Here is a 25,490-nt window from a genome sequence, read left to right on the forward strand (position 1 = left end):
GCAAAAATTTTTTGACTATTTTGGTCAAATTTGTAAAAAATACTTAACAAATTTTATGGAAACTAAAACTCAATATTTACCTTACAAAGTTAAGGATATTTCCCTAGCAGAATGGGGACGCAAAGAAATTCAATTGGCCGAAGCAGAAATGCCAGGTTTAATGGCGTTAAGAGAAGAATATGGTCCTTCTCAACCATTAAAAGGGGCTAGAATTGCAGGTTGTCTTCACATGACTATTCAAACTGCTGTTCTCATCGAAACTTTGGTTCACCTTGGTGCAGAAGTAACTTGGTCTTCTTGTAATATTTTCTCTACTCAAGATCACGCTGCTGCTGCTATTGCTGCTGCTGGAATCCCAGTTTATGCTTGGAAAGGAATGAATGCAGAAGAATTCGATTGGTGTATTGAACAAACGATTTTCTTTGGAGAAGACAGAAAACCATTAAACATGATTCTGGATGATGGTGGTGACTTAACAAACATGGTTTTTGATAAATTCCCAGAATTAACTGCTGGAATCAAAGGTCTTTCTGAGGAAACAACTACTGGTGTTCACAGATTATATGAAAGAATGGCAAACGGAACTCTAGTTATGCCAGCAATTAACGTAAACGATTCTGTTACTAAATCTAAATTCGACAACAAATACGGTTGTAGAGAATCTGCTGTAGATGCAATCAGAAGAGCTACAGATGTAATGCTAGCTGGTAAAAGAGTGGTAGTTTGTGGTTTCGGAGATGTAGGTAAAGGTACTGCTGCTTCATTTAGAGGAGCTGGTTCTATCGTTACTGTTACAGAAATTGACCCAATCTGTGCTTTACAAGCTGCTATGGAAGGTTACGAAGTTAAAAAACTAGACACCGTAATCGAAAATGCTGATATTGTAATCACTACTACTGGTAACTTTAATATCGTTAGAGCTGAGCATTTCAAAAAAATGAAAGATAAGACCATCGTTTGTAATATTGGTCACTTTGATAACGAAATTGATATGGCTTGGTTAAACGAAAACTATGGTAACACCAAAACTGAAGTAAAACCGCAAGTAGATATTTACAATGTAGATGGTAAAGAAATCATCATTTTAGCAGAAGGTAGATTGGTAAACCTTGGTTGTGCAACTGGTCACCCAAGTTTTGTAATGTCTAACTCATTTACCAACCAAACTCTAGCTCAAATTGAACTTTGGACAAATTCTGAAGCTTACGAAAACAAAGTGTACATGTTACCAAAACATTTAGATGAAAAAGTAGCAGCACTTCACCTTAAAAAATTAGGTGTAGAGTTAGAAACACTTTCTCCAGAACAAGCTAAATACATTGGTGTAGAAGTAGAAGGTCCTTTCAAACCAGAATACTACAGATACTAAAAATTGAAAGTTAGAAATCGGAAGATGGAAGACTGAAAATTAATTTATACTACAACTCCTCAGAAATTCTGAGGAGTTTTTTTATGTATCTGCAAAATATTTTGAATTTTATTAAAATATTCTTTGTAATTTCAGACTATGAAAATCTTATCTTTTCTTTTTCTGATTATTTCTTTATCCATCAATGCTCAAGATGGCTTTCAGATATTAGAGGATAATAAAAAGGTAAACATTCCTTTTCGGCAAATCAATAATTTAGTTTTTCTGGATTTAAAAGTCAATAATGTAGACCTTACTTTTTTGTTAGACACTGGCGTTTCCGAAACTTTACTTTTTAGCTTAGAAAATAAAGAAGTAGTTTTCGAAAATGTAGAAAAAATAAAATTTACAGGACTTGGCGGAAGCAATTATATAGAAGGCATAAAATCTACTAAAAACAAAGTAGAAGTCAATAAAACTTTAGTGGATTTCAGTCACGAAATTTATATCATCTTAGACGAAGACTTCAATTTTTCTTCTCACGTAGGAATTCCTGTAAATGGAATCATCGGTTATCATTTTTTTAAAAATAATCCTCTAAAAATAGATTTCGAAAGGCATATTATTACGGTTTACAATAGAAAATATTATTCTGAGAAAACTTTCAGAAAATTTGAGAAACTACCTATAAGTGTAGAATCCCAAAAACCGTATCACACTGCCGAAGTACAGCAAACTAAGGAGTTTTTCCCCGCAAAAATGCTCATTGACTTAGGAAATAGTGATGCAATGTGGCTTTTCCCAAATAGAATTCCCAATTTCAACTATAATAGACCTAATATAGATGATTTTCTCGGAAGAGGATTTAATGGTGACATCTATGGAAAACGCAGTAGAATTCATGCGCTGAAACTTGGAAATAACATTCTAAATGAACCTATCGTAGCAATGCCGAGTGAAGAATCAGTAAAATCTATGAATTTCGTAAAACAAAGAATTGGTTCTATCGGCGCAGATGTTTTAAAAAGATTTACTATTGGTTTCGACTATAAAAATGGCTTATTTTTCATCAAAAAAAACAAATCCATCAAAGAACCATTCAGATTTAACATGAGTGGTTTAGATATCAAACATGATGGCATGAAATGGGAAAAAGATTTGGTAAAAGTTGAACTTCCAAAACTTCCAGAATCTACAAATAACGACAGAGGAACCACAATAAGAATTCAAGACGCAAGTGAATTTCAATACAAATTTGTATTAAAACCAGAATATTCTGTTGCTGGAGTTAGAGAAAACTCACCTGGATTTTTAGCAGATATCAAAAAAGGAGACAAGCTTATAGAAATCAATGGTAAAAAGACTTCTGACATGACGCTACAAGAAATCAACGAAGCTTTTTTGACCGAAGAAAATAGAGTGATCAAAGTTAAATTAATCAGAAATTCTGAAACATTAATCAAAGAATTTGTTCTAAAAGACCCTATTCCTTATCAAGAAAATTAATGGATAAAAAAATCAATACTATCAGAACCAGACCTCGATTCAAATTAGAAACTGATTTGAGTAAAGAGGATTTTGAATTGAATTTAAAAACAGAACTTCAAAAAAATACTGAAATCCAAGGAAATATCAATAAAGAGGTGGCTTCTATTTGGGTAAAAACCGCTCATAATGAATTTTGGAAACCTTATCTTTCACTCAGAGCAGAAAACGAAGATGAAAAAACCATTATCAGAGGAACTTTTGGTCCAAGTGCAGCTGTTTGGACTTTTTTCATGTTCTTATACTTTATTTTCTCTATTATTTTCATGGTTTTTATCACCATTTGGGTTGTTACAAAACAAATTAACAGCCAAGATTTTCCGTGGGCAATTTATCTTTCTATCTTTGCATTGGTTTTATTATTGCTTACTTTTTTGGCCACAAAAATTGGTCAGAGAAAAGCAAAAACCGAAATGGAACAACTCAAAAATTGGGCAGAAAAAACAATTGAAGATTTATAAAAAAATGGATTTATTAATCTGTAACAATAATATTAACTCCAAATTTTTTCAAAACACTTTCAAAACTTTCTTCAACTTTTTGATTGGTAATAAGACAATCTACATCTTTCAGACTGCAAATTCTACCTAAACCCTTTTTCCCAAATTTGGATTCATCCGAAAGCAAAAATGTTTTGGTAGTATTTTTAATCATTATTTGATTTAGATACGCTTCTTCAATATTAGAAGTAGAAACACCAAAATCTTCATCAATCCCGTCAACTCCTAAGAACAATTTATTTGCAGAAAATTGCAACATCATTTCTTGTGCATTTGGTCCTACTGTAGATTGCGAAGAATATCTTACACTTCCGCCCAATTGTATAATCGTAACATTATGAAACTCGCATAATCTTGCAGCAATTAACAAAGATGAAGTAATAACAGTGATATTTTTTTCTTTAGAAATATAGTTCACCATATTATAGATGGTAGTTCCAGAGCCTAAAATCACCACATCATTATCTTCTATAAACTCCACAGCTTTCTCAGCAATTCGGTTCTTTTCTTCAATCTTAATGTTTTGTTTTTGACTTACAGGCAAATCTACCACATAAGGATTATTGAGGCTAGCTCCACCGTGATGTCTATATATTAAATTTTTCTCTTCCAGATAATTAAAATCCTTTCGAATGGTAACTTCTGATACACCAAGTAGCTTAGATATTTCGGATACTGTAATATATTTCTCATGTTTTATTACAGCTAGAATTTCCTGATGTCTTTGTGTGATATTCATAGCTAAAATAATATTCATTCAAATATAGCAAACTTAACAAAGCAAAACAAATTAAATAGTTTCTCAATCGAAACATTACATATTATTATGACTTTTATCAACTTTCGTTTCATTTCAAAGATTAAAATAAAACAAATGAACCATTTAAAAGTCTACAAGTCAAGCATTTAAATAAAATTTTTATAATTTTAACAAAAACAAACCAAAAGAACTTTCAGTTAAAATCAAAATATAACGAAAATCATATTGTTTCGTATTATTTCTTTTTTATAGATTTGTAAAAGAAAATTTAATAAAATGTTACGAACAGAAATTTTAAAGAACTTCGAAGACCAAAACCAAACAACATGGGACTTCGTAATAATAGGAGGAGGAGCCACAGGCTTAGGAACAGCAATTGAAGCTGCAACAAGAGGATATAAAACTTTGCTTTTAGAACAAAGTGATTTTGCAAAATCTACATCTAGTAAAAGTACAAAACTTGTACACGGAGGTGTAAGATATTTAGCTCAAGGATATGTAGACCTAGTAAGAGAAGCATGTAAAGAAAGAGGATTATTACTTCAAAACGCACCGCATCTTACCAAAAATCTTTCTTTCGTAATCCCAATTTACACTTGGTGGGACAAACTATTATACACAGTTGGTTTAAAATTTTACGATCTTTTAGCTGGTAAACTCAGCTTAGGAAAATCTGTTCCGATTAGCAAATCAGAAACGATAAAAAGATTACCAACCATCAAAAAAGAAGGATTAAAAGGAGGAATTCTTTATCACGACGGACAATTCGACGATTCTAGACTTGCCCTAAACATGGCTCAAACCGCTATTGAAAACGGTGCTACAGTTTTAAATTATGCTAAAGTTATTAAACTTAAAAAAGACGCCAACGGAAAATTGAACGGAGTAATCTTTCAAGACACCGAAACCGGTAAAGAATTTGAAACGAAAACGAAAGTAATCGTAAATGCAACTGGAGTTTTTGCAGACGATATTAATAAAATGGATCACGGAACTGACGACAAAACCATTAGCCCAAGTCAAGGTGTGCATATTATGATTGATAAAAAATTCTGTCCAACAGATTCTGCAATCATGATTCCAAAAACATCAGACGGAAGAGTTCTTTTTGCAGTTCCTTGGCACAATAAAATTATTTTAGGAACTACAGACACTCCTGTAAAACAAGAATCTCTAGAGCCAAAACCAACAGAGCAAGAGATTAATTTCATTTTAGAAACAGCAAGAGGATATATGAATCCTGCACCAACAAGAAAAGACATTTTGAGCGTTTTCGCAGGTTTAAGACCTTTAGCGGCAACCAAAGAAGGCGCTAAAACCAAAGAAGTATCTAGAAGCCACAAAGTAATCACTTCAGAATCTGGATTGGTAAGTATTATTGGTGGAAAATGGACAACTTACCGTAAAATGGGCGAAGATGTAGTAGAAAAAGCCGAACAAATTATGAAAGTTCCTCATAAAAAAAGCAATACAGAACATCTTAAAATTCATGGATACAGAAAAGACATAGATTACAAAGACCCAATGTATTACTATGGTACAGACAAAGAAAAAATATTAGAATTATCAAAAGAAATTGAAAACGGAAATGAGATAATTAGCAAAGAACAAAACATTATTAAAGCGCAAATTGTTTGGGCTGTAAAAAATGAAATGGCAATTAACATTGAAGATTTTTTATCTAGAAGAACAAGATTATTACTTCTAAACCAAAAAGAAGCTGTAAGAATTGCTCCAATTGTTGCCGAAGTAATGGCTAAAGAACTAGGAAAGGATGAAGTTTGGCAAAAAAATGAAATAGAAAGTTTCAAAAATATTGCAGAAATATACCATACACATATTTAGAAATATTGTAACACTACTAAATAAATAAACATCATGCAAGACAAATTAATCCTAGCCTTAGACCAAGGAACCACATCTTCTAGAGCTATCGTTTTCGACCACAGCGGTCAAATTATAGAAGTATCTCAAAAACCATTCGAACAAATTTTCCCTCAACCAGGCTGGGTAGAACACGACCCTAACGAAATTTGGTCTTCTCAAATCTCTGTTGCCGCAGAAGTAATCGCCAAAACTGGTGTTTCTGGAAAAGAAATTGCCGCTATTGGAATCACCAACCAAAGAGAAACTACCGTAGTTTGGAACAGAGAAACCAGCGAACCTATATATAACGCAATCGTTTGGCAAGACAGACGTACTGCAAAATATTGTGACCAATTAAAAAGCGAAGGTAAAGCTCAATTAATTAAAGAAAAAACAGGTTTAATTTTAGATGCTTATTTTTCTGGCACAAAACTGAAATGGATTTTAGACAACGTAGAAGGAGCTAGAGAATTAGCTGAAGAAGGAAAACTTTGCTTCGGAACAATAGATACTTGGCTTGTCTGGAAACTTACCAGAGGAAAAATGTTTATTACAGACGTTTCTAACGCAAGTAGAACCATGCTTTTCAATATTCATAAAATGGAATGGGATGAAGAATTGTTACAACTTTTAGACATCCCAAGAGCTATTTTACCAGAAGTAAAACAAAGTAGCGAAATCTACGGAGAAACCTCTACAACTCTATTTTCAACAAAAATTCCGATTTCTGGTATCGCAGGAGACCAACAAGCAGCATTATTTGGACAAATGTGCACAAAACCAGGAATGGTAAAAAACACTTACGGAACAGGTTGTTTCTTATTAATGAACACAGGAAACAAAGCAGTTTACTCAGAAAATAATCTACTTACAACTGTAGCATGGAAAATTAACGGAGAAACTACTTACGCATTAGAAGGAAGTGTTTTTGTAGGAGGAGCAGCAGTTCAATGGTTAAGAGACGGAGCAAGAGTAGTAAAAACAGCTCCAGGAGTTAACTCTTTAGCAGATACCGTAAAAGATAACGGAGGCGTATATTTTGTACCAGCTCTTACAGGACTTGGAGCTCCATATTGGGATCAATATGCCAGAGGTGCAATTTTCGGTATCACCAGAGGAACTACAGATGCACACATCGCAAGAGCAACATTAGAAGGTATTGCTTTCCAAGTATATGATGTAGTGAAAGCTATGGAAGCAGATGCAAAAGAAGAAAGTGTAGAATTAAGAGTTGATGGTGGCGCTTCTGCAAGTAATCTTTTAATGCAAATTCAATCAGATTTATTCGGATTTAAAATTATTAGACCTCAAACATTAGAAACTACAGCATTGGGAGCAGCTTATCTTGCTGGTTTAGCAGTAGGTTTCTGGAAAAACTTAGAAGAAATTCAAAATCAATGGATTGTAGATAAAGAATTCTATCCAAAAAGAGATAAAGAACAAGTAGAAAAGGAATTGCACTATTGGCATAAAGCAGTGGAAAGAACAAGAAATTGGATTGAAGAATAATCAATAAAATAACTAATTTAATACCCTATATTTATGACACCATTTATAGCCGAAATCATCGGCACAGCAATTCTTATTCTTTTAGGAAACGGCGTTGTAGCAAACGTAGTACTTAAAGATACAAAAGGAAACAATTCTGGTTGGATTGTAATTACCACAGCTTGGGCATTTGCAGTTTTTGCAGGCGTTACCATCGCTGGCCCAATTAGCGGAGCACACCTTAATCCAGCAGTTACTATAGGCTTAGCAACAGCAGGTTTATTTCCTTGGGAAAGCGTTCCTACTTATTTAGCAGGTGAAATGATTGGAGCAATGATAGGCGCATTTTTGGTATGGCTTTTCTACAAAGACCATTTCAAAATTACAGAAGATGAAGGAGGAAAACTAGCTTGCTTCAGTACAGGCCCTGCCATCAGAAATACTTTTTCTAATTTTATTTCAGAACTTATAGGAACTTTTGTTTTAGTATTTACCGTATTTTATATTGCAGGTCCATCTTTTTCAACAGAAGTAACAGGAGACGCAAAAATAGGATTAGGTACTATAGGAGCATTACCAGTTTCTATTATCGTTTGGGTAATTGGTTTAGCATTAGGTGGGACTACTGGATATGCAATAAACCCTGCAAGAGATTTAGGCCCTAGAGTTATGCATTCTATTCTTCCTGTAAAAGGCAGCAGCGATTGGAGATATGCATGGATTCCTGTTATTGCACCATTAACAGGCGCAGTATTAGCAGCACTACTTTACCTTGCATTACAATAATTTTTATTCAACTTTATTAAATCAAAAAAAGAATGAAAAAATTTATAAAAATTGGATTACTTGTACTTCCATTTATATCTTACGCTCAGACAGATAGTTTAAAACAAAGCCCATTAGAATTTACGGCTGGCATACAAACCAATCACCTATGGAGAGGCTTAATCATCTCAGACAAACCAATGGTTTCTGCAATGGCAAGTTTATCTCTTAACAAAGAAAAATCTTTGAAACTTGGTGTATGGGGCGGGACTTCTATCTCTAACGAAGCAGATGGAACCCATTATAAAGAGATTAACTATTTCTTAAAATATGAAAAGAATAATTTATCTATCGGCGTTTGGGATTTATACAACTCTAGAAGAGAAGCATATCTAGGCGCAAACGATATTTATGGATACGCTAAAAGCAGAACCAAACACATTATAGACCTTAGAACATCTTATCAACTCCCCGAAAAATTTCCATTAAAAATTGAAGCAGACGTTTTATTGTATGGTAGTGCAGATGCTCTTTACAATGACAATGGAGACTATGATAAAAATAAATATTCTACTTATGTAGAACTTTCTTATCCATTCATTAAGAATTCAACTGTTAATTTAAATGGTTTCGTTGGAAGCGCATTTGTCTTCAACGGAAAAGAAGGAAACTACTCTCTATACGGAAACGGAGAAAACAATTTCCAAGTAGTAAACGTAGGAGTTACCGCTAGCAAAAACATCACGATATTTAATAAAAAACTACCTGTTTCTATGACTACTATGTGGAATCCTACAAGCAAATTTGCAAGAATTCAAATAGCTACTACTCTATTTTAGAGATATTTCAACATACCCATTATTCATTCTTCCTGATTCCTATTAAATCAGGAAGATTTTTTTACAAAGAATCTCTTTTGCTCTGCAAATATTCTTTTCTAATATCTTGTTGCTTCATAATTTCTTCTAAAAAAGGTTTTATTTCATTATTAATCTGAGCTTCAGAATAATCATTTGCTTTTGAAGATTTCAATAATTCTTTCCAAGGTTTTGATTTAAAATCAGGTTCTCCAAAAATAATTACAGGAGTTCCTTTGGCTAAAATTTTGGTTCCTTTTTCATCTAAAATCCATTGTTCTCCCCAAGAATACATCCAAAGTGCATCTTCTTCTAACAATCTCATACAAGAATGAGACGCGTGATAACCCGGCAAATCGTATTGATGCCAACCAATCCCATGAAAATTAAAAACATTGAAATTCCATCTTAATTTCCATTCTGAATTTGAAGTACTAATTGCTATTTTTTTCTTCCAATTGGTAAATCCAAGTCCAGTTTTAGTTGGCGAAGATTTCTTCCCCATACTCGTTGGTCCCCATTTTATAAGATTTCAATTTTCATATAGCGCATAAGCGTGAATTGGATAACTAAAAAGTGCAAGTTTATGAATGTCTTTTGCTAAAGAAATATTTCTAGGAAATGGACTGTACGCATTAAAATCCTTTTCCATTTTATCTGGAACTACCAATGTATCTGCGCGCCATCTGTTTTTTACATCTAGTCTATTAATGGCCAAGATATTGTGAATTTCTTCTTCAGAATATTTTTTTGAAAAACCGAAAGCGCAGAATCTTGATGATTGATGATTTCGGGATGATAAGAAATTGAAATTTCTTCTTTTTTCTTTTCTTCGAGAATTTTCAAAGAATCTGAAGATTTTTCTGGCACAGCATTTACATTATCAGTAGATTTTTCATCACACTGAATTAATAAAAATAAAACGAAAAAAAAGAATGATAATATAATAAAATACATCTATTGGCTTTTGAATCTACTACAATGATATGAAAAAATGAAGCCAAAATGAAAATTTCCTAAAAAATTTAAAACTCTAACCAATCATTTTCAATTCTTTTTATCTTTTGTGTACCTTTATCAATTAAGACCCAAAACGTTCTAGAATCTACTACCAATTCTTCACCTCTGTAAAACTCTACTTTTCTAGGCTGTCTTATTCCTTTTGGTTTTTCAGGATATGTTTTCAGTGTAAGTATTTCACCTTTAAAAACCTGCTTCTTATACTGGATATGATGGTCAGAAAGCACCCAAAAATCATCTGAATAAGGCGTACTATTTTTTAAAATATCCCAATGTTCTTTTGCCATTTCTTCTACCCAATGCACATACTGAACATTATTCACATGATTATTTTGGTCTAAATGCTCGTCACTTACTACAATTTCTTTGATGTGAACCAGTTTCATTTTAAAATTTTTATAAAATTATTAATTTTAGAAATGATAAAAAAGAAACGGAAATAAAATAAAATCTTAATTAATCACCAAAGCTTATTCCTACACCTTTTGCGGTTTTTACCATATCGCAATTAGGGTCTACAAAATTTGGACGGTCTATCGCTTCTTTGAATGGTACCGCAATAATATTTGGATGGCGATAAGCTACCATTTTTCCGTATTCTTCGTTGAGCACCATTTCGAATGCTTTTACCCCAAATTGCGTTGCCAAAATTCTATCATAAGCAGTTGGCGTTCCTCCTCTCTGTAAGTGTCCTAAAACTGTTTCACGCATATCTGCCTCAAAACCTATAGATTTCAAATCGTGAACCAATTTATGAGCCACCCCTCCTAATCTTACATTTTCATATCCTACCTCATCACTTACTTCAGAAAGCAGACTTCCACCTTTTGGTATTGCACCTTCTGCTATTACTACAATGGCATTTCCTTTTCCTTTATTGAATCTGCTATTGAGTTTTTTTACCACTTTTTCGATGTCATAAGGAATTTCTGGAATCAGACAAACTTCTGCACCACCAGCAATGGCAGCGTGAAGAGCAATCCAACCTGCATATCTTCCCATCACTTCCAGTACCAAAACTCTGTTGTGACTTGCCGCAGTAGTGACCAATCTATCTACCGCTTCTGTTGCAATTTGTACAGCAGTCTGGAAACCAAAGGTAAAATCGGTAGCAGACAAATCGTTATCAATGGTTTTTGGAACGCCAATAATATTGAGTCCTTTTTCGTATAATTGTTGAGAAATTCTTTGCGAACCATCACCACCAATACTAATTACGGCATCTACACCTAAATATTGCAGTTTGCGAATCATTTCATCTGATCTGTCTACCGCTTCCCAAACTCCATCTTTATTTTTGTAAGGCCAAGCAAAAGGCCCACCTTTGTTGGTTGTTCCTATAATTGTTCCACCATCTTTATGAATTCCTGCTACGGTTTTATCATCTAAAACCATAATTTCTGTGGGTTCTTTTAAAATTCCGTCATACGCATTGATGCTTCCTACCACTTCCCAATCTTTTTCTTGAGATGCTCTTTTTACTACACCTCTCATTACCGCATTTAATCCTGGGCAATCTCCACCTCCTGTTGCTACTAATACTCTTTTCATTTTAATATAATTTCTTATCTATTTCATCAACACTTCTGTTGAAATCATTGTTTTTAAATATTTTTCAAATTTACCATTATATTTTTGTTTATAATTTGTTTTTATGAAGATATTCTAATGATTTTTGACAGTATTATTTTAAAATTAAAGGGTATAATGTATTTGGTTTATTGTGTTGTTTCCAAAATTCATTTATTGCTTTTTATCATTGCTGAAAGTTGTAAACTTTGCGCAGCTGGGGGACCAACAACAAGAGGCGATAACCGAACTGAGCGAAGCTAAACTCTAGTAACAATTAGCTGAAGTTTTTTAATAAGTCCGTTTGTAATCGACACTTGTTTTTAAATTTTCTAATATTTTAGAATCTATTTGTATTTTTATTTTATTCCTTATATCGGAAAAATATGGATGGGTTAATTCTGAATATACAATTGTTTTAACATATTTTTCTTTTGTCATATTAGGGAATTTATTACCATAAAAGTGTTCCGTATGAAAGTCATAATTTTTTAAGATATCTTCAATTAATTGCTTTGATTTTGCGTTTGGATATTGATTTAAAACCTCAATAGTTTGTCGTGTATTTTCTACACAATGTTCTTTATTTTTTTCATAATATTCAGTGAAAATTGGAAAAAAACTTGAATGCGGAAAGTTACTAATTATAGTATCTATCATATAATAATTATCACTTACTAATAAATTTTCTAAAATTCTTTTTATATACAATACATCATTTTCATTTTTAAAATTAGACAAACCCATTACTAAATATATTTTTTCCGAATTATTTCCCTTATAAAGTGGAATATCGTTTTTGGATAATCTATCTTTGAAATGCTTATATAGATTTTGAGATAGCATTGTTTTAGGAGGGTAAGCAATATAATTTAAATAATTTTCATAAAAAATTGCATATTTTTTATTATTGTAGTTTTTAACTAGAATATTTCCAAATTTCACCTGTTGTGCTTCATTAATTAAATCATTCATTTTATAATACCATTTTTGTATTACAGGCCCATTATCTGTATCATAATCTTTTTTCATAAATATTTCTTCCCAAGTGAACATCTCTCTGTCATCAATATTCTTAATAAATAAATCAAAAGCTTTATTTAAGTTTTTTTGACATAAAGCACCAAAAAAAACAACCCTGATTCTTGGGTTTTTATTATTACACAATTGGAGAATTTCTTGTTCTGTAAATTGTTTTGAAATAAAAATATCTGAATCAATTTGATTGTTATATTTACCATTATCAAATTGATTTTCAAAGTTTCTGTAAAATTTGCCTACTTCAATGCTTTCTATTATATTTTTTTGTTCTTGATTATAATTTTCACTATCAGAACAAGAATAATTTAAAAAAAAAAACAATTAGAAAGAATTTAAGGATATTTTTCATAGTAATTAGAATTTTCTGGTAATAAAATGTCTCGACCTACAATAGTCCATTCATTATTTTCATTTTTTTTCAAATGAATTAGTTTATCATTATCATTATTTTCTTTTGTTGTAGATCTTACTTCAATTAATACTTCTTTTCCTGAATAGTCAAACATGATTCTTGAAAACATAAATATTCCCCAAAAATTTTTATCATAAATATTATCAGAATTGTAAGGTTTTAATTTTAAACTTTTTCTAATGTCAAGCTTTTCAAAATCAATCTTTTTCGTTTTTTTGTAAATGTTTTCAGGTATCATGCCATTTCTTATACCAACTTCATGATAATATTTACTACTGGTATCTACACCATAGAGTGAATCAAATATAGATACTTGATACTCTTTCTTTAATAGATATTTTTCTGCTTCAGTATATAAACTGTCAAGTTCTTGTTCTGAGCAATCTCTTAAATCTTTTTTTAATCCTAATTCTTTATAATCATTTCGGAATAAAGCTTCTTCACTTTCTCTAATTTCGTCTCTAATAATTGTATTGAGTATTTTTATTTCATCTTCTTTTTGTTGGAAAAATTTATATATTTTATAACTTATAATTATAAAAATAAATGTCAAAGTAATTATAATGAGTTTTTTATACATAGATTTTTGGAAAGATTATAGCTAAAGTTAGACTTTGAAAAAACATCACAATCCTTGTAAACAAACATACAAAAATATTTGAAAAAACACGAAAAATTCCATGAATTTAATAATGTACTTTACCCGCCACGCAAAGTCTATCATTGCTCAAAGTTGTATACTTTGCGCGTCTGGTGAAACTATAGATAATCCGTAGAATGCAGAATCTCCCTTTGCTCCTTTACTATGCTGAAAATCTTTATAGTAAACTTGAGACAAAAGATTTTGCACCCCGTCTTTTATAAAACCTAAAATATCTGGTAAATCTTCTGCTGTTACTACAGAAGATAAGGCAGGATAATACCTTTTTTGTAATGTGGTTGTTGACATATATCTTGATTTGGGTAGTTTTTGTTATGTTTTGTTTTGAGTTTTCTTGGTTATTATTTTTTTATATTTTATCATTGCTCAAAGTTGCAAACTTTGCGTAGCGAGTAAGCATTTCTACCACAAAAGGCTATCTGAATTAACATATTATCGTCAATTCAAAAGAACGATTACTCTTGTAAAAATATAATTTTTACTTTCCTCTACTTGCTAAATAATCTCGCCAAGCTTCTACAATTACCTTAAAATCTGGCGTTGGCAATTGGAAATCTGGCGAAGAATTTTCATTTTTATAAAACTTATCCTGTTCATTATAAATTTTTGTAATTTGAGGAGCAATTATAGCCAACTGTAAACCTTGTGATGGAAAAAACATATCACCATCAAGTGGTTTATTTATTACTTCATTGATTCCATCTATTAATTGAGTGGAGCCACTAACGTCATAAAAATCAGTAATAAAATTATCTAAAAATGTATTTGTAGAACTCATAAATTTATAATCAGTATTAAAAATTTTCTTAATACCAAATTGTATTTTGTATTTTGATAAAGTACTCATATTCTAGTTATTTGGCCAAGCCGTTATTATTTCATTAATAAAATCAACATTCATATTGTTATTCCCATCTTTTACACAAATTGTTATTAGCTTAGAATCACTCATTTGTCCAATATATTTGTTACCTGAAACAAAATATTTTGTAGTATAAGCTAAAGCAATGTTATCCAATAATTCTTCTTTCGTCCAATCCTGTCGAAACATATCATTGTTGATATATCCCTGAAATACATTATTTCTATAGTTTCCCTTCTTGTAAAAACTTGAATTGTGGAATATTTCAGCGTGCGTTTTTGCATATCCTCTGTAATCGGTAGACAGAACATTTACAATTTTACCATAAGAATTTTGTGTAACCCCTTCTCCAAAAATATGATGAAATCCTCCAGTTGTCATATTGGTACTAAAAAATTTAACCTCTCCCTCAAAAATATGGATATTAAATTTGTGATTAATAGCAGATGATAAAAATTTTCTTGCCCTCAATACTTTTACTATTTTTCTATAAGGTTTTACGCTATTGTTGATATTTTTCCAAACATCAATCAAATCATCTTCTAAATTTAATTCATTTAATGATGATGGATATTTCTGAAAATCAAACATAAAAGCAAATTTATCTTCTTCCTTAGTAAAAGCCTCTACTTTTGCATATACTTTATTATAATTATTTTGTAGTAAAAATTGCTTAAACTGGTTATATTCTTCAATAACGTCGTTTATCCCATTATAACACCATCGTCATATAATTAAAATTTACAAAAATTAACCCACATTGTAAGTATCTCTTTAAAGTCAGACAATGCAATTCTCTGAATACAATTATTAGGTAGTTGATCCAAATCGTAATATATATATGCATAAGTATGATCCATATATGCTGTATAAATTTCTGCATTAATTGAGTTATCTCCATTAATGTCTTTTTCACCCATTATATACATATTAATTTTTTCTATGTCATCTAAATAATTATTGATATCGTAATGTTCTAAAAAATCTGACATAGCACCACCTTTAGTGGCAGGTATAAAATCTCCTTTAATATCTTTTCTTTTAAAGAATTCTAAATTGTTTTGATTTAATAAATTGCTCATATTTTAAAATTTAATCATTGGATAAACAGATATTACCCGCTGCGCAAAGTCTCCCGACTTTGTGCTAGCTGACTTAGATTTACAATCCAAGCAAAAACTATACTATTCGTTAAAAATCAGTTGGTACTTCTTAGACCTTATTAGTTTTGAGTAAAATTAATAAAAAAACAACCACCAAAAGTTAAGTGTCAATGATTTTTATGGCAAAAGGTTAATTCTCCTAAAAAATTCTCTTACTCTTCTTCGAGTCTTGTTCGGGTCACCTTCGGAAAACTACCCCTTTTTCCGAACAACACCAACACCTCTATCGAAGAAGTCTCGAAGAAAACCAAAAGCAGCACAGACAAAACTGGTCAAAAGTGGACAAAACAGGACACCCAAAAATTGATTATTCCATAAATCCCTCGTATTTTAGCACACTGAAAATTGAGAGAATGACCGTAGAAAAATACATTCAGGAACGTTTATCCATTCCTAGCAAAAGCATAGAAAACACGCTTCAGTTGCTTGCTGAAGACTGCACTATTCCGTTCATCGCCCGTTACCGAAAAGACAAAACGGGCAATCTGGATGAAGTAGTCATCGAACAAATTTTTAAACTCAATAAAAACTTTGATGAAATTGTAAAGCGCAAAGAAAGCATTTTAAAATCTATAGAAGAGCAGAATGCTTTAACACCAGAACTTCAACAGAAAATCACCCAAAGTTTTGATTTACAAGAACTGGAAGACCTTTATCTTCCTTATAAAAAACGCAAGAAAACCAAAGCTGATTCGGCAAGAGAAAAAGGTTTAGAACCTTTGGCAAAAATGATTATGTCTCAAAAATCGGATGATGTAGTATATCTCGCTTCCAAATATTTGAACAAAGATGTTGCCGATGAAGACGAAGCGTTGCAAGGTGCAAGAGATATTATTGCAGAATGGCTCAATGAAAATCTCTACATCAGAAAAAACCTGAGAAGACTCTTCCAAAGAAAAGCGGTGATTGCAACCAAAGTGGTAAAAACCAAAAAAGACGAAGAAGACGCACAGAAATTCTCCCAATATTTTGATTGGCAAGAACCTTTGAACAGAACACCTTCTCACCGACTTCTCGCCATGTTGAGAGCCGAAAACGAAGGTTTTGTAAAGGTTTCGGTTTCAGTAGAAAAAGAAGAAGCTTTAGAAATCATGGAAAACGCTGTGATTAAAAGCCAAAACGATTGCGCCAAACAAATAGAATTGGCGATTGCAGATGCTTATAAAAGACTTTTGGAACCTGCTATTTCTAATGAAACTTTGCAGGAAGCCAAAGAAAAAGCAGACCAAAAAGCGATTGAGGTTTTTGCAGAAAATCTTCAACAATTATTACTGGCTGCTCCACTCGGTGAAAAAAGAATTCTAGCGATTGACCCAGGTTACAGAACAGGCTGTAAAGTGGTTTGTCTGGATGAAAAAGGAGATATTTTACATAACGAAACTATTTTTCCGCATGCTCCACAAAACGAAACGGGAATGGCGATGAAAAAGATAAAATCTTTGGTCAATTCTTGCAACATAGAAGCCATTTCCATCGGAAACGGAACCGCAAGTAGAGAAACGGAACAGTTCATCAAAAAAATTGGTTTTGACAGAGAATTACAGGTTTTTGTGGTTTCTGAAGCGGGAGCTTCCGTGTATTCTGCTAGTAAAATTGCCAGAGAAGAATTCCCGAATTATGATGTAACGGTTCGTGGTGCGGTTTCTATTGGCAGAAGACTTTCTGATCCTTTGGCTGAACTCGTAAAAATAGACCCAAAATCCATTGGAGTAGGACAATATCAACACGATGTAGACCAGACTAAACTCAAGGAAGAACTAGACCACACCGTAATTAGATGCGTAAATTCTGTTGGAATTAACCTGAATACTGCAAGTAAATCTCTCCTCTCCTACGTTTCTGGAATTGGCGAGAAAATGGCAGAAAACATTGTGAATTACAGAGCAGAAAATGGTGCTTTCACTTCCAGAAAAGATCTGAAAAAAGTACCAAGGTTAGGCGAAAAAGCTTATCAACAAGCGGCAGCTTTCGTAAGGATTAAAAATGCTAAAAATCCGTTGGATAATTCGGCAGTTCATCCTGAAGCTTATAAAATTGTAGAACAAATGGCGAAAGATTTGGGTTTAAAAACCGAAGAATTGATTGCCAATAAAGAAAAAATAGACCAAATCAAACCAGAAAAATACATTACCGAAGACATCGGAATTTTAGGAATTAAAGATATTCTGAAAGAACTCCTAAAACCCGGATTAGATCCTAGAAAATCTGCCAAAGTTTTTGAATTTGACCGAAATGTAAAAACCATCAAAGACTTGCATGTAGGCATGATTTTACCAGGAATTGTGAACAATATCACCGCTTTTGGTTGTTTTGTAGATGTTGGGATTAAAGAAAGTGGATTAGTGCACATTTCTCAACTGAAAGACGGTTTTGTATCTGATGTAAATGAAGTGGTAAAATTGCATCAGCATGTTCAGGTAAAAGTGCTGGAAATAGATGAAGCAAGAAAGAGGATACAGTTGACGATGATTTTGTAAAGAGCCAATTAAAAAGTAAAAAGAGCCAAATTAACAACTAATTATAGTTATTTCTTTTTCAAATTTACTTTTGGCTTGAACTAAAAGTAACAAAAGTTCAAGCCTGGATTTTTATACTAATAAAAAAGCGACCTTTTGAGTCGCTTTACTTGTATTTTTCGGTAAAAGTTTCAGAAATTAATTCTGATGTAAATAATTATAGATATCGTCTTTCAGATGAACTCTTTTCTTTCTTAAATCTGTAAGATGTTCGTCTGTGGTGTGATTTTGTTCGCCTTCTTCGTAGTGAGAAATCAGCGCATTCACTTCTTCGTAGTTCACATACATTTTTAAGAATTTTTCATCTGAAGCTTTCAGTTCTGCGATTTTTTGAACATATTCTGGGAATTCGTGGGTTAATGTATGATTTTCCATATTGTTAAGATTAAATGGTTGAACATTTTTTTAATACATTAAAGTTACACAAAAAAAAGACAACTCTCCATATGAAAATTGTCAGTTTAAATTGCTAAAAAGTTCATTTTCAGGTTTTGGCTAAAGCCAACTATCTTACCAAAAATAAAAAAACGGACTAAAGTCCGTTTCTATTGATTAAATAAATATCAAAAATCAGTTCTCTATTAGAAATATTTCTAAAACGCAAAGTACAGTAATTCTGTATGTTAAAGATTAAGAAAGCAAAGTAAGTGAATCAATTCACTTTTGAAGCGTTCGCTTCATCATCCCAATTCATTGGGACATCTTTGCTCACTAAAAAAGAATTTTTTAAAATAAATCTTTGCGTTTTTAAAATATAGATGACTGATTTTCTTTATTTTAAATTCAATGCACAAAGCATAAAAAAGTGACCACAGAAGGATTCGAACCCTCACTGACGGAGCCGAAATCCGTAGTTCTATCCATTAAACTATGCGGCCTGTTTTATTTATAATTTTAGATTTTAGATTTTAGATTGCAAAAATAATGGTTTCCCTTTAAAAAGCAATTCTCAAACCGCCCAAAACTTGTGCTCCAAGAACTTTGTAACCTAAATAATGCTCGTATTTTTTGTTCAATAGATTATTCCCCATTACAAAAACGGTGAAATTTTTATTGATTTTATAATCAGCATTGAGGTTTACGTCTAAGTAAGAAGGTAAAGATTCTTTGGTTTTTTCCGTAGAAGTCAATTGACTTGGCACAGCAGTATTCACCGTTATATCATAAGAATTGGTGGCTCTTTCTGATACAAAAATCCCTTTGAAACCTAGATTTAACTTTCTATCCAATAAAGAATATTTCGCACCAATTGTGGTTTGAACCACTGGTTTATAATACACCTCATTGAGATGGTCTAACTTAAATTGCATAAAGTGAAGTTCTGCATCTAACACCAAATTCTGCAACGGGAAATATTGTACACTTCCTTTCACTTCGCTCAAGGTTCCGTCATCATAAATCGCTGAAAAAGTATTCGCAAAATTATAAGCAGAACGATTAAGCGTATTCACATAGTCAAATAAATCATTCGCTTTGAAAAATTGCGCATTTCTAAGTTCGCTGAACCCCGCATTCACATCGTATTTAAAGGTTTGTTCTACATCTCCTTTTAAACCTAGATAGAAGTGATATTTGGTTTCTGTAGGTTTCAGAACAACATCTGATACCAAAAACGGATTTTCTTGCAATAAACTCGAATAAGAATTCATTTTTACGCCACCATCTATTCCTGCATAGAATTTATATTGTTCTGTAGCTTCATACAACACTTCTGCAAAAGGAAACCATCTGAAATTGTTGGTTTTCGCTTCTGGTGTGTTTTTATCTGCATTTTTTCCGTTGACGAAAGAAAAGTCTGAACCAATTGCCAAATAAGAATTTCCTTTGTAGAAAGATACTTTCGGAGTCATGGCAAAAAGCAAATATTGTGATTCATTTTTGTTCAGCAATTCAAAAGTTGATGTTTGTGTCGATAATTTTACGCCCAAATCTGCATTAATTTTCATGTCTTGCGCCGAAAAAAGGGGCAAATCATATTTCGAAAAGTTGATTTGAGCTTCACCAGAAGTTTCTTTCGCATCGAAATGGTCTGCCAACATAGACGATTTAAATCGGATGTCATTTATCCAATTGTTTTTGAAAAAATCATAATACCCATTGATTTTCAATTCATTGTAACTTTGATTCAAATCTATATCAGCAACTGGTTTCAAGGCGTAAATTCCATAATAATTGTAGTTATGATTCCCAAAATCTGCGGTGATATTGGCTTTTCCCTTTTCTGTATTCGAGGTAATGAACGCCGCCACATTAAAATCACTTTGCTTAGAACTCCAGTCGTATTCTTTTTCTAAACCGTTCGTAGTGATTCCGTGAACGTCTATTCCCACTTCTGTATTTTTGTCTAACTGATGAGAAATATTTCCGTCTGCCAGAAATTTAGAATAATTGCCATACCCTGCCTGAAAATAGTTTCTCTGGTTGTCTGTATTGAATTTCGGGGAAATATCTTCTCCTTCAATCGTAGACGTTTTAAAATCTGAAACCATGGGAACATTCGTGATTTTATATTCCACAGGTTCCTGTTCTTTTTCTTTTGGCGGATAATTTTTCTCTGACTCTACAGAAGTTTTTTTCTTTTCGATTTTCTTCACTTCAGGTTCACGTTTTCTATCGAGAATCAATCTTTCTTCTTTGATTTGAGCCAAAGAAAACTGAGAAATTCCTACTAAAACGAGAGATAATATTTTTATGTTTTTGTTCATTATATTCAATTTATTTTCCATAATTTTCTTTTAACTTTCTCATTATCAACCTCACTCCATTTGTAGTATTTTCATTAAATGAATTGGTAAAAACAATGTAACAGATACTGTCTGTTTTATTAATATGCACATTGGTATAATAAGTTGATGCCGTTCCTGAATGATTGGACCAAACCTTATTTTTTTCTGTAATGTTATACCAACCCAAAGAATAACCTTCGAAATGATGGTGTAAATATTGATATGTAGAAGCTTTTAAATAATTATCTTTTCCTAAAAGTCCATTCAAATTAAGTTGTATAAATTTTATATAATCTGTCAATTTCATATTAATATCTCCTGCGGGTTCTGTAAATTCTAAATAATTAAGTCCTTTAGAAGAAATAGGAATTAGCGTTCCGTTTTCATCAGAATGCCCCCAAGTTTCTTTATAATTCAGATTATCAGGAAGATGAATTCCTACATTCAACTTTAAATCTTTATTAAATGTTTGATCAACTAATTTTTCCCAAGATTTGCCAGTTACTTTTTCCACCATCAAACTTGCTAATGTATAACCAGCATTAGAATATACAAAAGTTTCCTTATCACTCATTTTTACAGGTTCTAGCGTTAAAACAAATTGCCCAAATTTTTGTCTTTTTTGTTGAGAATTTCCTTTAAAATTAGGAATTTTAGGATCCTCAAAACCTTGAAAAGGTTGAATTTTTGCTCGATGAGAAAGCAATTCTTCTAGAGTAATATTATAATACTCTTTTCTGCTCCATTTTTTCCAATTTGGGAACAAATCAAAAAATTTTGTATTCCATCTGAGATATCCTTTCTCTACATATTTAGCAATCAAAAAAGCAGTCATTGCTTTGGTATTAGAACCTAAATGAAATCTATCATTCAATGTTGCAGAATCTGGTAAATTGACAGAATGTTTTCCTAATGATGCAATCTCTAAAATTTGATTTTGATTAATTACGGCATAACTAATTTCTGGAATTTTATGCAAAACTCTTATAGAATCAATAAACTTCTCTGTTTTTTGTCCAAAACTTTTAATTACTATAAAAAATAAAAAAATAATGTATATAAATTTTTTGTTCATTTTTTTTGAGTTACGAGGTTCGTTTTACGTGTTACGAGAGTTTCGCTCCTACGGAGCTTTTTTAATATTACAATATGATTTCTACAAACCTTTTGCTCCTACGGAGCAAAATTTCAACAAATTTCATCATCAATCATCCTTCATACATCATACATCATCCATCATCCATCATCCATCATCCATCATCCATCATCCATCATCCATCATCCATCATCCAACAACTACCCAATTATCTAATCTGACTTTTTACTTCCCTAGCTTCTGAAACGATTTCTGGGAAATCCTGATAGTTTTCTATGATTTGATCACAAGTATAACTCGCCTGATAATTGTCTTTCAGCGCCAAATAATTCCTCGCCATCAACACCAAAGCTTTTGCGCCCCAAAATTCTTCTGAAGCATAATTATTCGCGAGTTTAAAAATCGTTTCGTTAGAAGATTTGAAAGCTTTTCCTTTGTTTTGATAAAACGCTTTTGCGTAAAGTGCTTCTGCTGCCACTTCTGTATTTGCAGATTTTTCTAACGCTGCATAAGCAGTTTGTGCGTCTTTATCTTTGCCTTGATTCATCAAACTTCTTGCTTTTATCACTTTCGCTTGTTCTAAAACTGCTGCTGAATTTTTGGAATATTTCAAGACTTCATTCGCAAATTTTTCTGCTTGAGAGAAATTCTTTTCTTCTGCATAAATCTTCATCAATTCTATACTCGCGAAATTTTTAATCGTCACATTCGATGAGTTGGCGAGATTTTCCAAATAAATTTTCGCTTCAGAACTATTGTTTTCACTCAATAAAATTTGAGCAATTCTTACTTGAGCATCTTCCTGGTAATCATTTTGGGCACTGGCAATTTCCCCTAAAACCAATTTGGCTTTCGTAAAATTCTTGGTTTGATAATAACTTTCGCCCAATTCATATTGTGCTTGATAGAATTTTTCGCCCGTTGGATTTTGGGTTAAAAACTTCTCGTAATTCGGGATGGCTTTTGCGTATTCTTTCTTCGCAAATTGCGATTGTGCTAAAGAAAGGTTGATTTCGTCTAAATCCGTTTGAGCAATATTTACGCCCATGTTTTTTGCAAAATATTCGTAACCAGAAGCGTCTCCGTTTTTCAAATAAATTGGTTTAGCTGCCGCTACTATTTTTTCTGCATAAGCTGTATTTTTATATTTATTTCCGAGAGCTTTCAGTTCTGCTAAAGCTTTTTCCGGTTGATTTAAGTCTTCGAAATTCTGTGCTCTGTAAATTTCTGCATTTGCAACCAAATCTTTATCAGCTCCAATTTTTATCACTTGAGAAAACGCATCACTAGAATTTTGAAACTGATCAATCGAAGCATAAGAAGTTCCCAATTCGTAATACGCATCATCTTGATATTCAGAATTTTTATAATTGGAAATCAATTTTTTCAATTCTACAATTTTAGCTTCTGTATCACCTTTAAAACCAATTGCCATTGCTTTTTGGAACTGCGTGTAATCATTGGCTCCTTCCGTTTTATTGTAAATTGCAATCGCTTCATTCAGTTCATTTCCTGCGTAATAAGTATCTGCTAAACGCAATTCTGCATCAGATTTAAACTCTGGTTTGGGATTTTTAAGATATTCTTTGAAATATTCTTTAGCTTTTTCAAAATTCTTCGATTTGAAATAAGAATAACCCAAATCATAGCTCAACTGTTGCTTTTCTGGAAATTCTTCTACATTTCTGTCGAGTTTTTCAAAACCATAAATTGCAGTGGCGTAATCTCCTTTTTGATAATAAGTTTGCGCTAACCAATATTGTGCTCTTAAATTGAATGTTTTATTGAAGTTATATTTTAAACTTTTCTTGAAATTCTGTTCTGCAGCGTCTAGTTCGCCTTTATTGAAGAGTTCAGTTCCATACAAAAACAAAACTTCTTGATAGATTTTTTCGGTTTGAGTATCTATTCCAGAGAGTTCTTCAATGGCTTTTATCGTGCCTTTGTAATCACCAGAATACAAATAAGACTTCACCAAAAGTTGCTCTAATTCTTTAGAATAACCATATTTTTCTAGGTAAGATTTAATGGCCAGTTGTGGACTTTCGAATGGATTTCCGATGTCGTAACTCAATTTGGCGTATTGTTCGTGTGCCAATTTCGATACGTTTTTATCGTAAGTCATATCTTTTGCCGAACGAAACGCCGACAAAGCTTCTTGCTTCTTCCCTACTTCTAAATATGCATTTCCTAGCTGATAATACGCATTTTGTGAAAACGCAGAATTAGAATTCACCAACTGATTGTAATATGAAATTGCCTCGTCAAATTTTTGAAGATTTGCCGCTACAAATCCCATTTCATACAAATCACTTTCCGAAGGGTTTTGTTGGGTTTGCAAATACGCTTTTAAATGAGGATACGCTTCTGCATATTGTTTTTGCATGAAATAACTTTCGCCGATAATTTTGTGAACTTCTGCTTTATAAGCTGAAGAAATATCTTCTTGGAGCAAATCATTTCCTTCTACAATGGCTTTCTCGTAGTCCTTTTCGTTAAAATACAACTGTACATAATACGGTTTTACCAACTTGGCGTACTTTTCATTATTTTTGATTTCATCAAAAAACTGAAAAGCCTTTTCGTTTTGTTGGTTCGCATAGTATAAATGTCCGAGCATATACGCAATATCACCTTTTTCTTCGGCATTTTTATACGCTTCTTCCAATGCATCAATCGCACCATTAGAATCACCAGTCATGAATTTGGCATAACCCAATTTCAAAATATACTGTGTATTTTCCTGTTTATCTAATTGATATTGATTGACTTTTTGAAGCGTTTCGAGAGCCTTAGGAAAATCCTTTTTTGCCAAATAATAATCCGCTAAAGGCAAATTCGCCTGAGCAAAAAGTGCAGATTTAGGATAATCTTTAATAAAAGCATCTAGACCGTCTTCTGCATGATTCTGAGCTAAAATTACTCCGATAACATTGCTAAAAAAACGGGCAGTTTCTTTCTTAGAATTTTCTAAATTTTGGTTAAAAAAATACTGTCTAGAAAATTCGTATTGTGAAGCAGCGTAGATTTTATTTTGGTAAAGATTTTCGGCAAGGTTGAAACGATATTGTTCTTTGTCTGCGAAAAATTGTGATTGTTGAGCCATCGAAAGACCAGATAATGTAATGGCCGATATCAATAAAATTTTATTTCTTTGATTCATTATTTTTTGATGAATTAGAATTGTAATAATTAGAACGAAAATACAGAAAACTTATTGTAGAAGCAAGTTTTTTAAGGATTAAGAATCAAATTTTTTATCTAAAAAGAGAGATAAAAAAGACAAATAAATCTA

The 25,490-nt window shown here is 32.2% G+C and carries 24 protein-coding genes and 1 tRNA gene; 8 read left to right on the top strand and 17 right to left on the bottom strand.

Translation table 11 applies throughout. From position 1 onward, the window contains the following. The first annotated feature begins 55 nt into the window (after nt 1–55). From ahcY to QO190_RS05055, 3 genes are all read left to right on the top strand, one after another. Complete coding sequence (gene ahcY / locus QO190_RS05045; protein WP_104793499.1) at nt 56–1,369, top strand: adenosylhomocysteinase; 1,314 nt, start codon at nt 56–58, stop codon at nt 1,367–1,369. Between the two features lie 138 nt (nt 1,370–1,507). Beyond that, entirely contained in the window at nt 1,508–2,854 is a 1,347-nt protein-coding gene (locus QO190_RS05050) for a PDZ domain-containing protein (protein ID WP_371461735.1), read from the top strand. Continuing rightward, on the top strand, nt 2,854–3,354 hold the full coding sequence (locus QO190_RS05055; protein WP_371461734.1) for a hypothetical protein: 501 nt from the start codon (nt 2,854–2,856) through the stop codon (nt 3,352–3,354). Before QO190_RS05050 ends, QO190_RS05055 begins: the two co-directional genes overlap by 1 nt. Nucleotides 3,355–3,367: 13 nt before the next feature. On the opposite strand, the gene QO190_RS05060 is transcribed toward QO190_RS05055, so the two are convergent. Beyond that, on the bottom strand, nt 3,368–4,132 hold the full coding sequence (locus QO190_RS05060; RefSeq protein ID WP_069797724.1) for a DeoR/GlpR family DNA-binding transcription regulator: 765 nt from the start codon (nt 4,130–4,132) through the stop codon (nt 3,368–3,370). A 297-nt stretch (nt 4,133–4,429) separates the two neighbouring features. Between QO190_RS05060 and QO190_RS05065 the strand changes: the two genes are divergently transcribed. From QO190_RS05065 to QO190_RS05080, 4 genes are read left to right on the top strand one after another with little or no spacing between them, the layout of a single operon-like run. Continuing rightward, a complete protein-coding gene (locus QO190_RS05065) occupies nt 4,430–5,998 on the top strand; it encodes a glycerol-3-phosphate dehydrogenase/oxidase (protein ID WP_371461732.1) in 1,569 nt (522 codons plus the stop codon). 33 nt (nt 5,999–6,031) lie between these two features. Continuing rightward, complete coding sequence (gene glpK, locus QO190_RS05070; protein WP_371461730.1) at nt 6,032–7,528, top strand: glycerol kinase GlpK; 1,497 nt, start codon at nt 6,032–6,034, stop codon at nt 7,526–7,528. Nucleotides 7,529–7,561: 33 nt separating this feature from the next. Then, nucleotides 7,562–8,293, top strand: coding sequence for an MIP/aquaporin family protein (locus tag QO190_RS05075; protein ID WP_371461728.1), 732 nt, complete (start codon nt 7,562–7,564; stop codon nt 8,291–8,293). A 32-nt stretch (nt 8,294–8,325) separates the two neighbouring features. After that, on the top strand, nt 8,326–9,111 hold the full coding sequence (locus QO190_RS05080) for a hypothetical protein (protein ID WP_371461727.1): 786 nt from the start codon (nt 8,326–8,328) through the stop codon (nt 9,109–9,111). A gap of 61 nt (nt 9,112–9,172) precedes the next feature. On the opposite strand, the gene QO190_RS05085 is transcribed toward QO190_RS05080, so the two are convergent. The 11 genes from QO190_RS05085 to QO190_RS05135 all read right to left on the bottom strand — a co-directional run bounded on the left by QO190_RS05085 (nt 9,173) and on the right by QO190_RS05135 (nt 15,776). Next, entirely contained in the window at nt 9,173–9,655 is a 483-nt protein-coding gene (locus QO190_RS05085; RefSeq protein ID WP_371461833.1) for a L,D-transpeptidase, read from the bottom strand. Nucleotides 9,656–9,661: 6 nt separating this feature from the next. Further along, nucleotides 9,662–9,847 (bottom strand): hypothetical protein, encoded by a 186-nt coding sequence (locus tag QO190_RS05090; protein ID WP_371461726.1) that lies wholly within the window; start codon nt 9,845–9,847, stop codon nt 9,662–9,664. Beyond that, nucleotides 9,829–10,086, bottom strand: a complete 258-nt coding sequence (locus QO190_RS05095; RefSeq protein WP_371461725.1) for a hypothetical protein — start codon at nt 10,084–10,086, stop codon at nt 9,829–9,831. Before QO190_RS05095 ends, QO190_RS05090 begins: the two co-directional genes overlap by 19 nt. A 68-nt stretch (nt 10,087–10,154) precedes the next feature. After that, nucleotides 10,155–10,535: an acyl-CoA thioesterase gene (locus QO190_RS05100; RefSeq protein ID WP_371461724.1), complete on the bottom strand. Its 381-nt coding sequence runs from the start codon at nt 10,533–10,535 to the stop codon at nt 10,155–10,157. Between the two features lie 70 nt (nt 10,536–10,605). Beyond that, on the bottom strand, nt 10,606–11,700 hold the full coding sequence (locus QO190_RS05105) for a 6-phosphofructokinase (protein ID WP_104792636.1): 1,095 nt from the start codon (nt 11,698–11,700) through the stop codon (nt 10,606–10,608). 309 nt (nt 11,701–12,009) lie between these two features. Continuing rightward, nucleotides 12,010–13,080 carry a hypothetical protein gene (locus QO190_RS05110; RefSeq protein ID WP_371461723.1) on the bottom strand — a complete coding sequence of 357 codons (1,071 nt, stop codon included), beginning with the start codon at nt 13,078–13,080 and terminating at the stop codon, nt 12,010–12,012. 11 nt (nt 13,081–13,091) lie between these two features. Further along, nucleotides 13,092–13,751 (bottom strand): hypothetical protein, encoded by a 660-nt coding sequence (locus QO190_RS05115; RefSeq protein WP_371461722.1) that lies wholly within the window; start codon nt 13,749–13,751, stop codon nt 13,092–13,094. Between the two features lie 147 nt (nt 13,752–13,898). Next, the gene (locus QO190_RS05120; protein ID WP_371461721.1) at nt 13,899–14,120 is read right to left on the bottom strand and encodes a hypothetical protein; all 222 of its coding nucleotides are present in this window, start codon (nt 14,118–14,120) and stop codon (nt 13,899–13,901) included. Between the two features lie 190 nt (nt 14,121–14,310). Beyond that, a complete protein-coding gene (locus tag QO190_RS05125; RefSeq protein ID WP_371461719.1) occupies nt 14,311–14,679 on the bottom strand; it encodes a hypothetical protein in 369 nt (122 codons plus the stop codon). Between the two features lie 3 nt (nt 14,680–14,682). Then, nucleotides 14,683–15,285, bottom strand: coding sequence for an EndoU domain-containing protein (locus QO190_RS05130; RefSeq protein WP_104794564.1), 603 nt, complete (start codon nt 15,283–15,285; stop codon nt 14,683–14,685). 143 nt (nt 15,286–15,428) lie between these two features. Then, a complete protein-coding gene (locus QO190_RS05135; protein WP_104794563.1) occupies nt 15,429–15,776 on the bottom strand; it encodes a hypothetical protein in 348 nt (115 codons plus the stop codon). A 434-nt stretch (nt 15,777–16,210) separates the two neighbouring features. Between QO190_RS05135 and QO190_RS05140 the strand changes: the two genes are divergently transcribed. Next, on the top strand, nt 16,211–18,334 hold the full coding sequence (locus tag QO190_RS05140; RefSeq protein ID WP_371461832.1) for a Tex family protein: 2,124 nt from the start codon (nt 16,211–16,213) through the stop codon (nt 18,332–18,334). Between the two features lie 177 nt (nt 18,335–18,511). Here the strand turns inward: QO190_RS05140 and QO190_RS05145 are convergent, their stop codons facing one another. The 5 genes from QO190_RS05145 to QO190_RS05165 all read right to left on the bottom strand — a co-directional run bounded on the left by QO190_RS05145 (nt 18,512) and on the right by QO190_RS05165 (nt 25,358). Continuing rightward, complete coding sequence (locus QO190_RS05145; RefSeq protein ID WP_069798662.1) at nt 18,512–18,748, bottom strand: YdcH family protein; 237 nt, start codon at nt 18,746–18,748, stop codon at nt 18,512–18,514. A gap of 431 nt (nt 18,749–19,179) precedes the next feature. Continuing rightward, nucleotides 19,180–19,251: transfer RNA gene (locus tag QO190_RS05150), tRNA-Arg, on the bottom strand. Between the two features lie 57 nt (nt 19,252–19,308). Continuing rightward, nucleotides 19,309–21,078 carry a TonB-dependent receptor gene (locus tag QO190_RS05155; RefSeq protein ID WP_371461716.1) on the bottom strand — a complete coding sequence of 590 codons (1,770 nt, stop codon included), beginning with the start codon at nt 21,076–21,078 and terminating at the stop codon, nt 19,309–19,311. Nucleotides 21,079–21,088: 10 nt separating this feature from the next. Beyond that, on the bottom strand, nt 21,089–22,174 hold the full coding sequence (locus QO190_RS05160; RefSeq protein WP_371461714.1) for a serine hydrolase domain-containing protein: 1,086 nt from the start codon (nt 22,172–22,174) through the stop codon (nt 21,089–21,091). A gap of 229 nt (nt 22,175–22,403) precedes the next feature. Further along, nucleotides 22,404–25,358 carry a tetratricopeptide repeat protein gene (locus QO190_RS05165; RefSeq protein ID WP_371461712.1) on the bottom strand — a complete coding sequence of 985 codons (2,955 nt, stop codon included), beginning with the start codon at nt 25,356–25,358 and terminating at the stop codon, nt 22,404–22,406. Nucleotides 25,359–25,490: the final 132 nt, after the last annotated feature.

This window comes from Cloacibacterium sp. Arc13 (genome assembly GCF_041431305.1).
Classification (GTDB): Bacteria; Bacteroidota; Bacteroidia; order Flavobacteriales; family Weeksellaceae; genus Cloacibacterium; species Cloacibacterium caeni_B.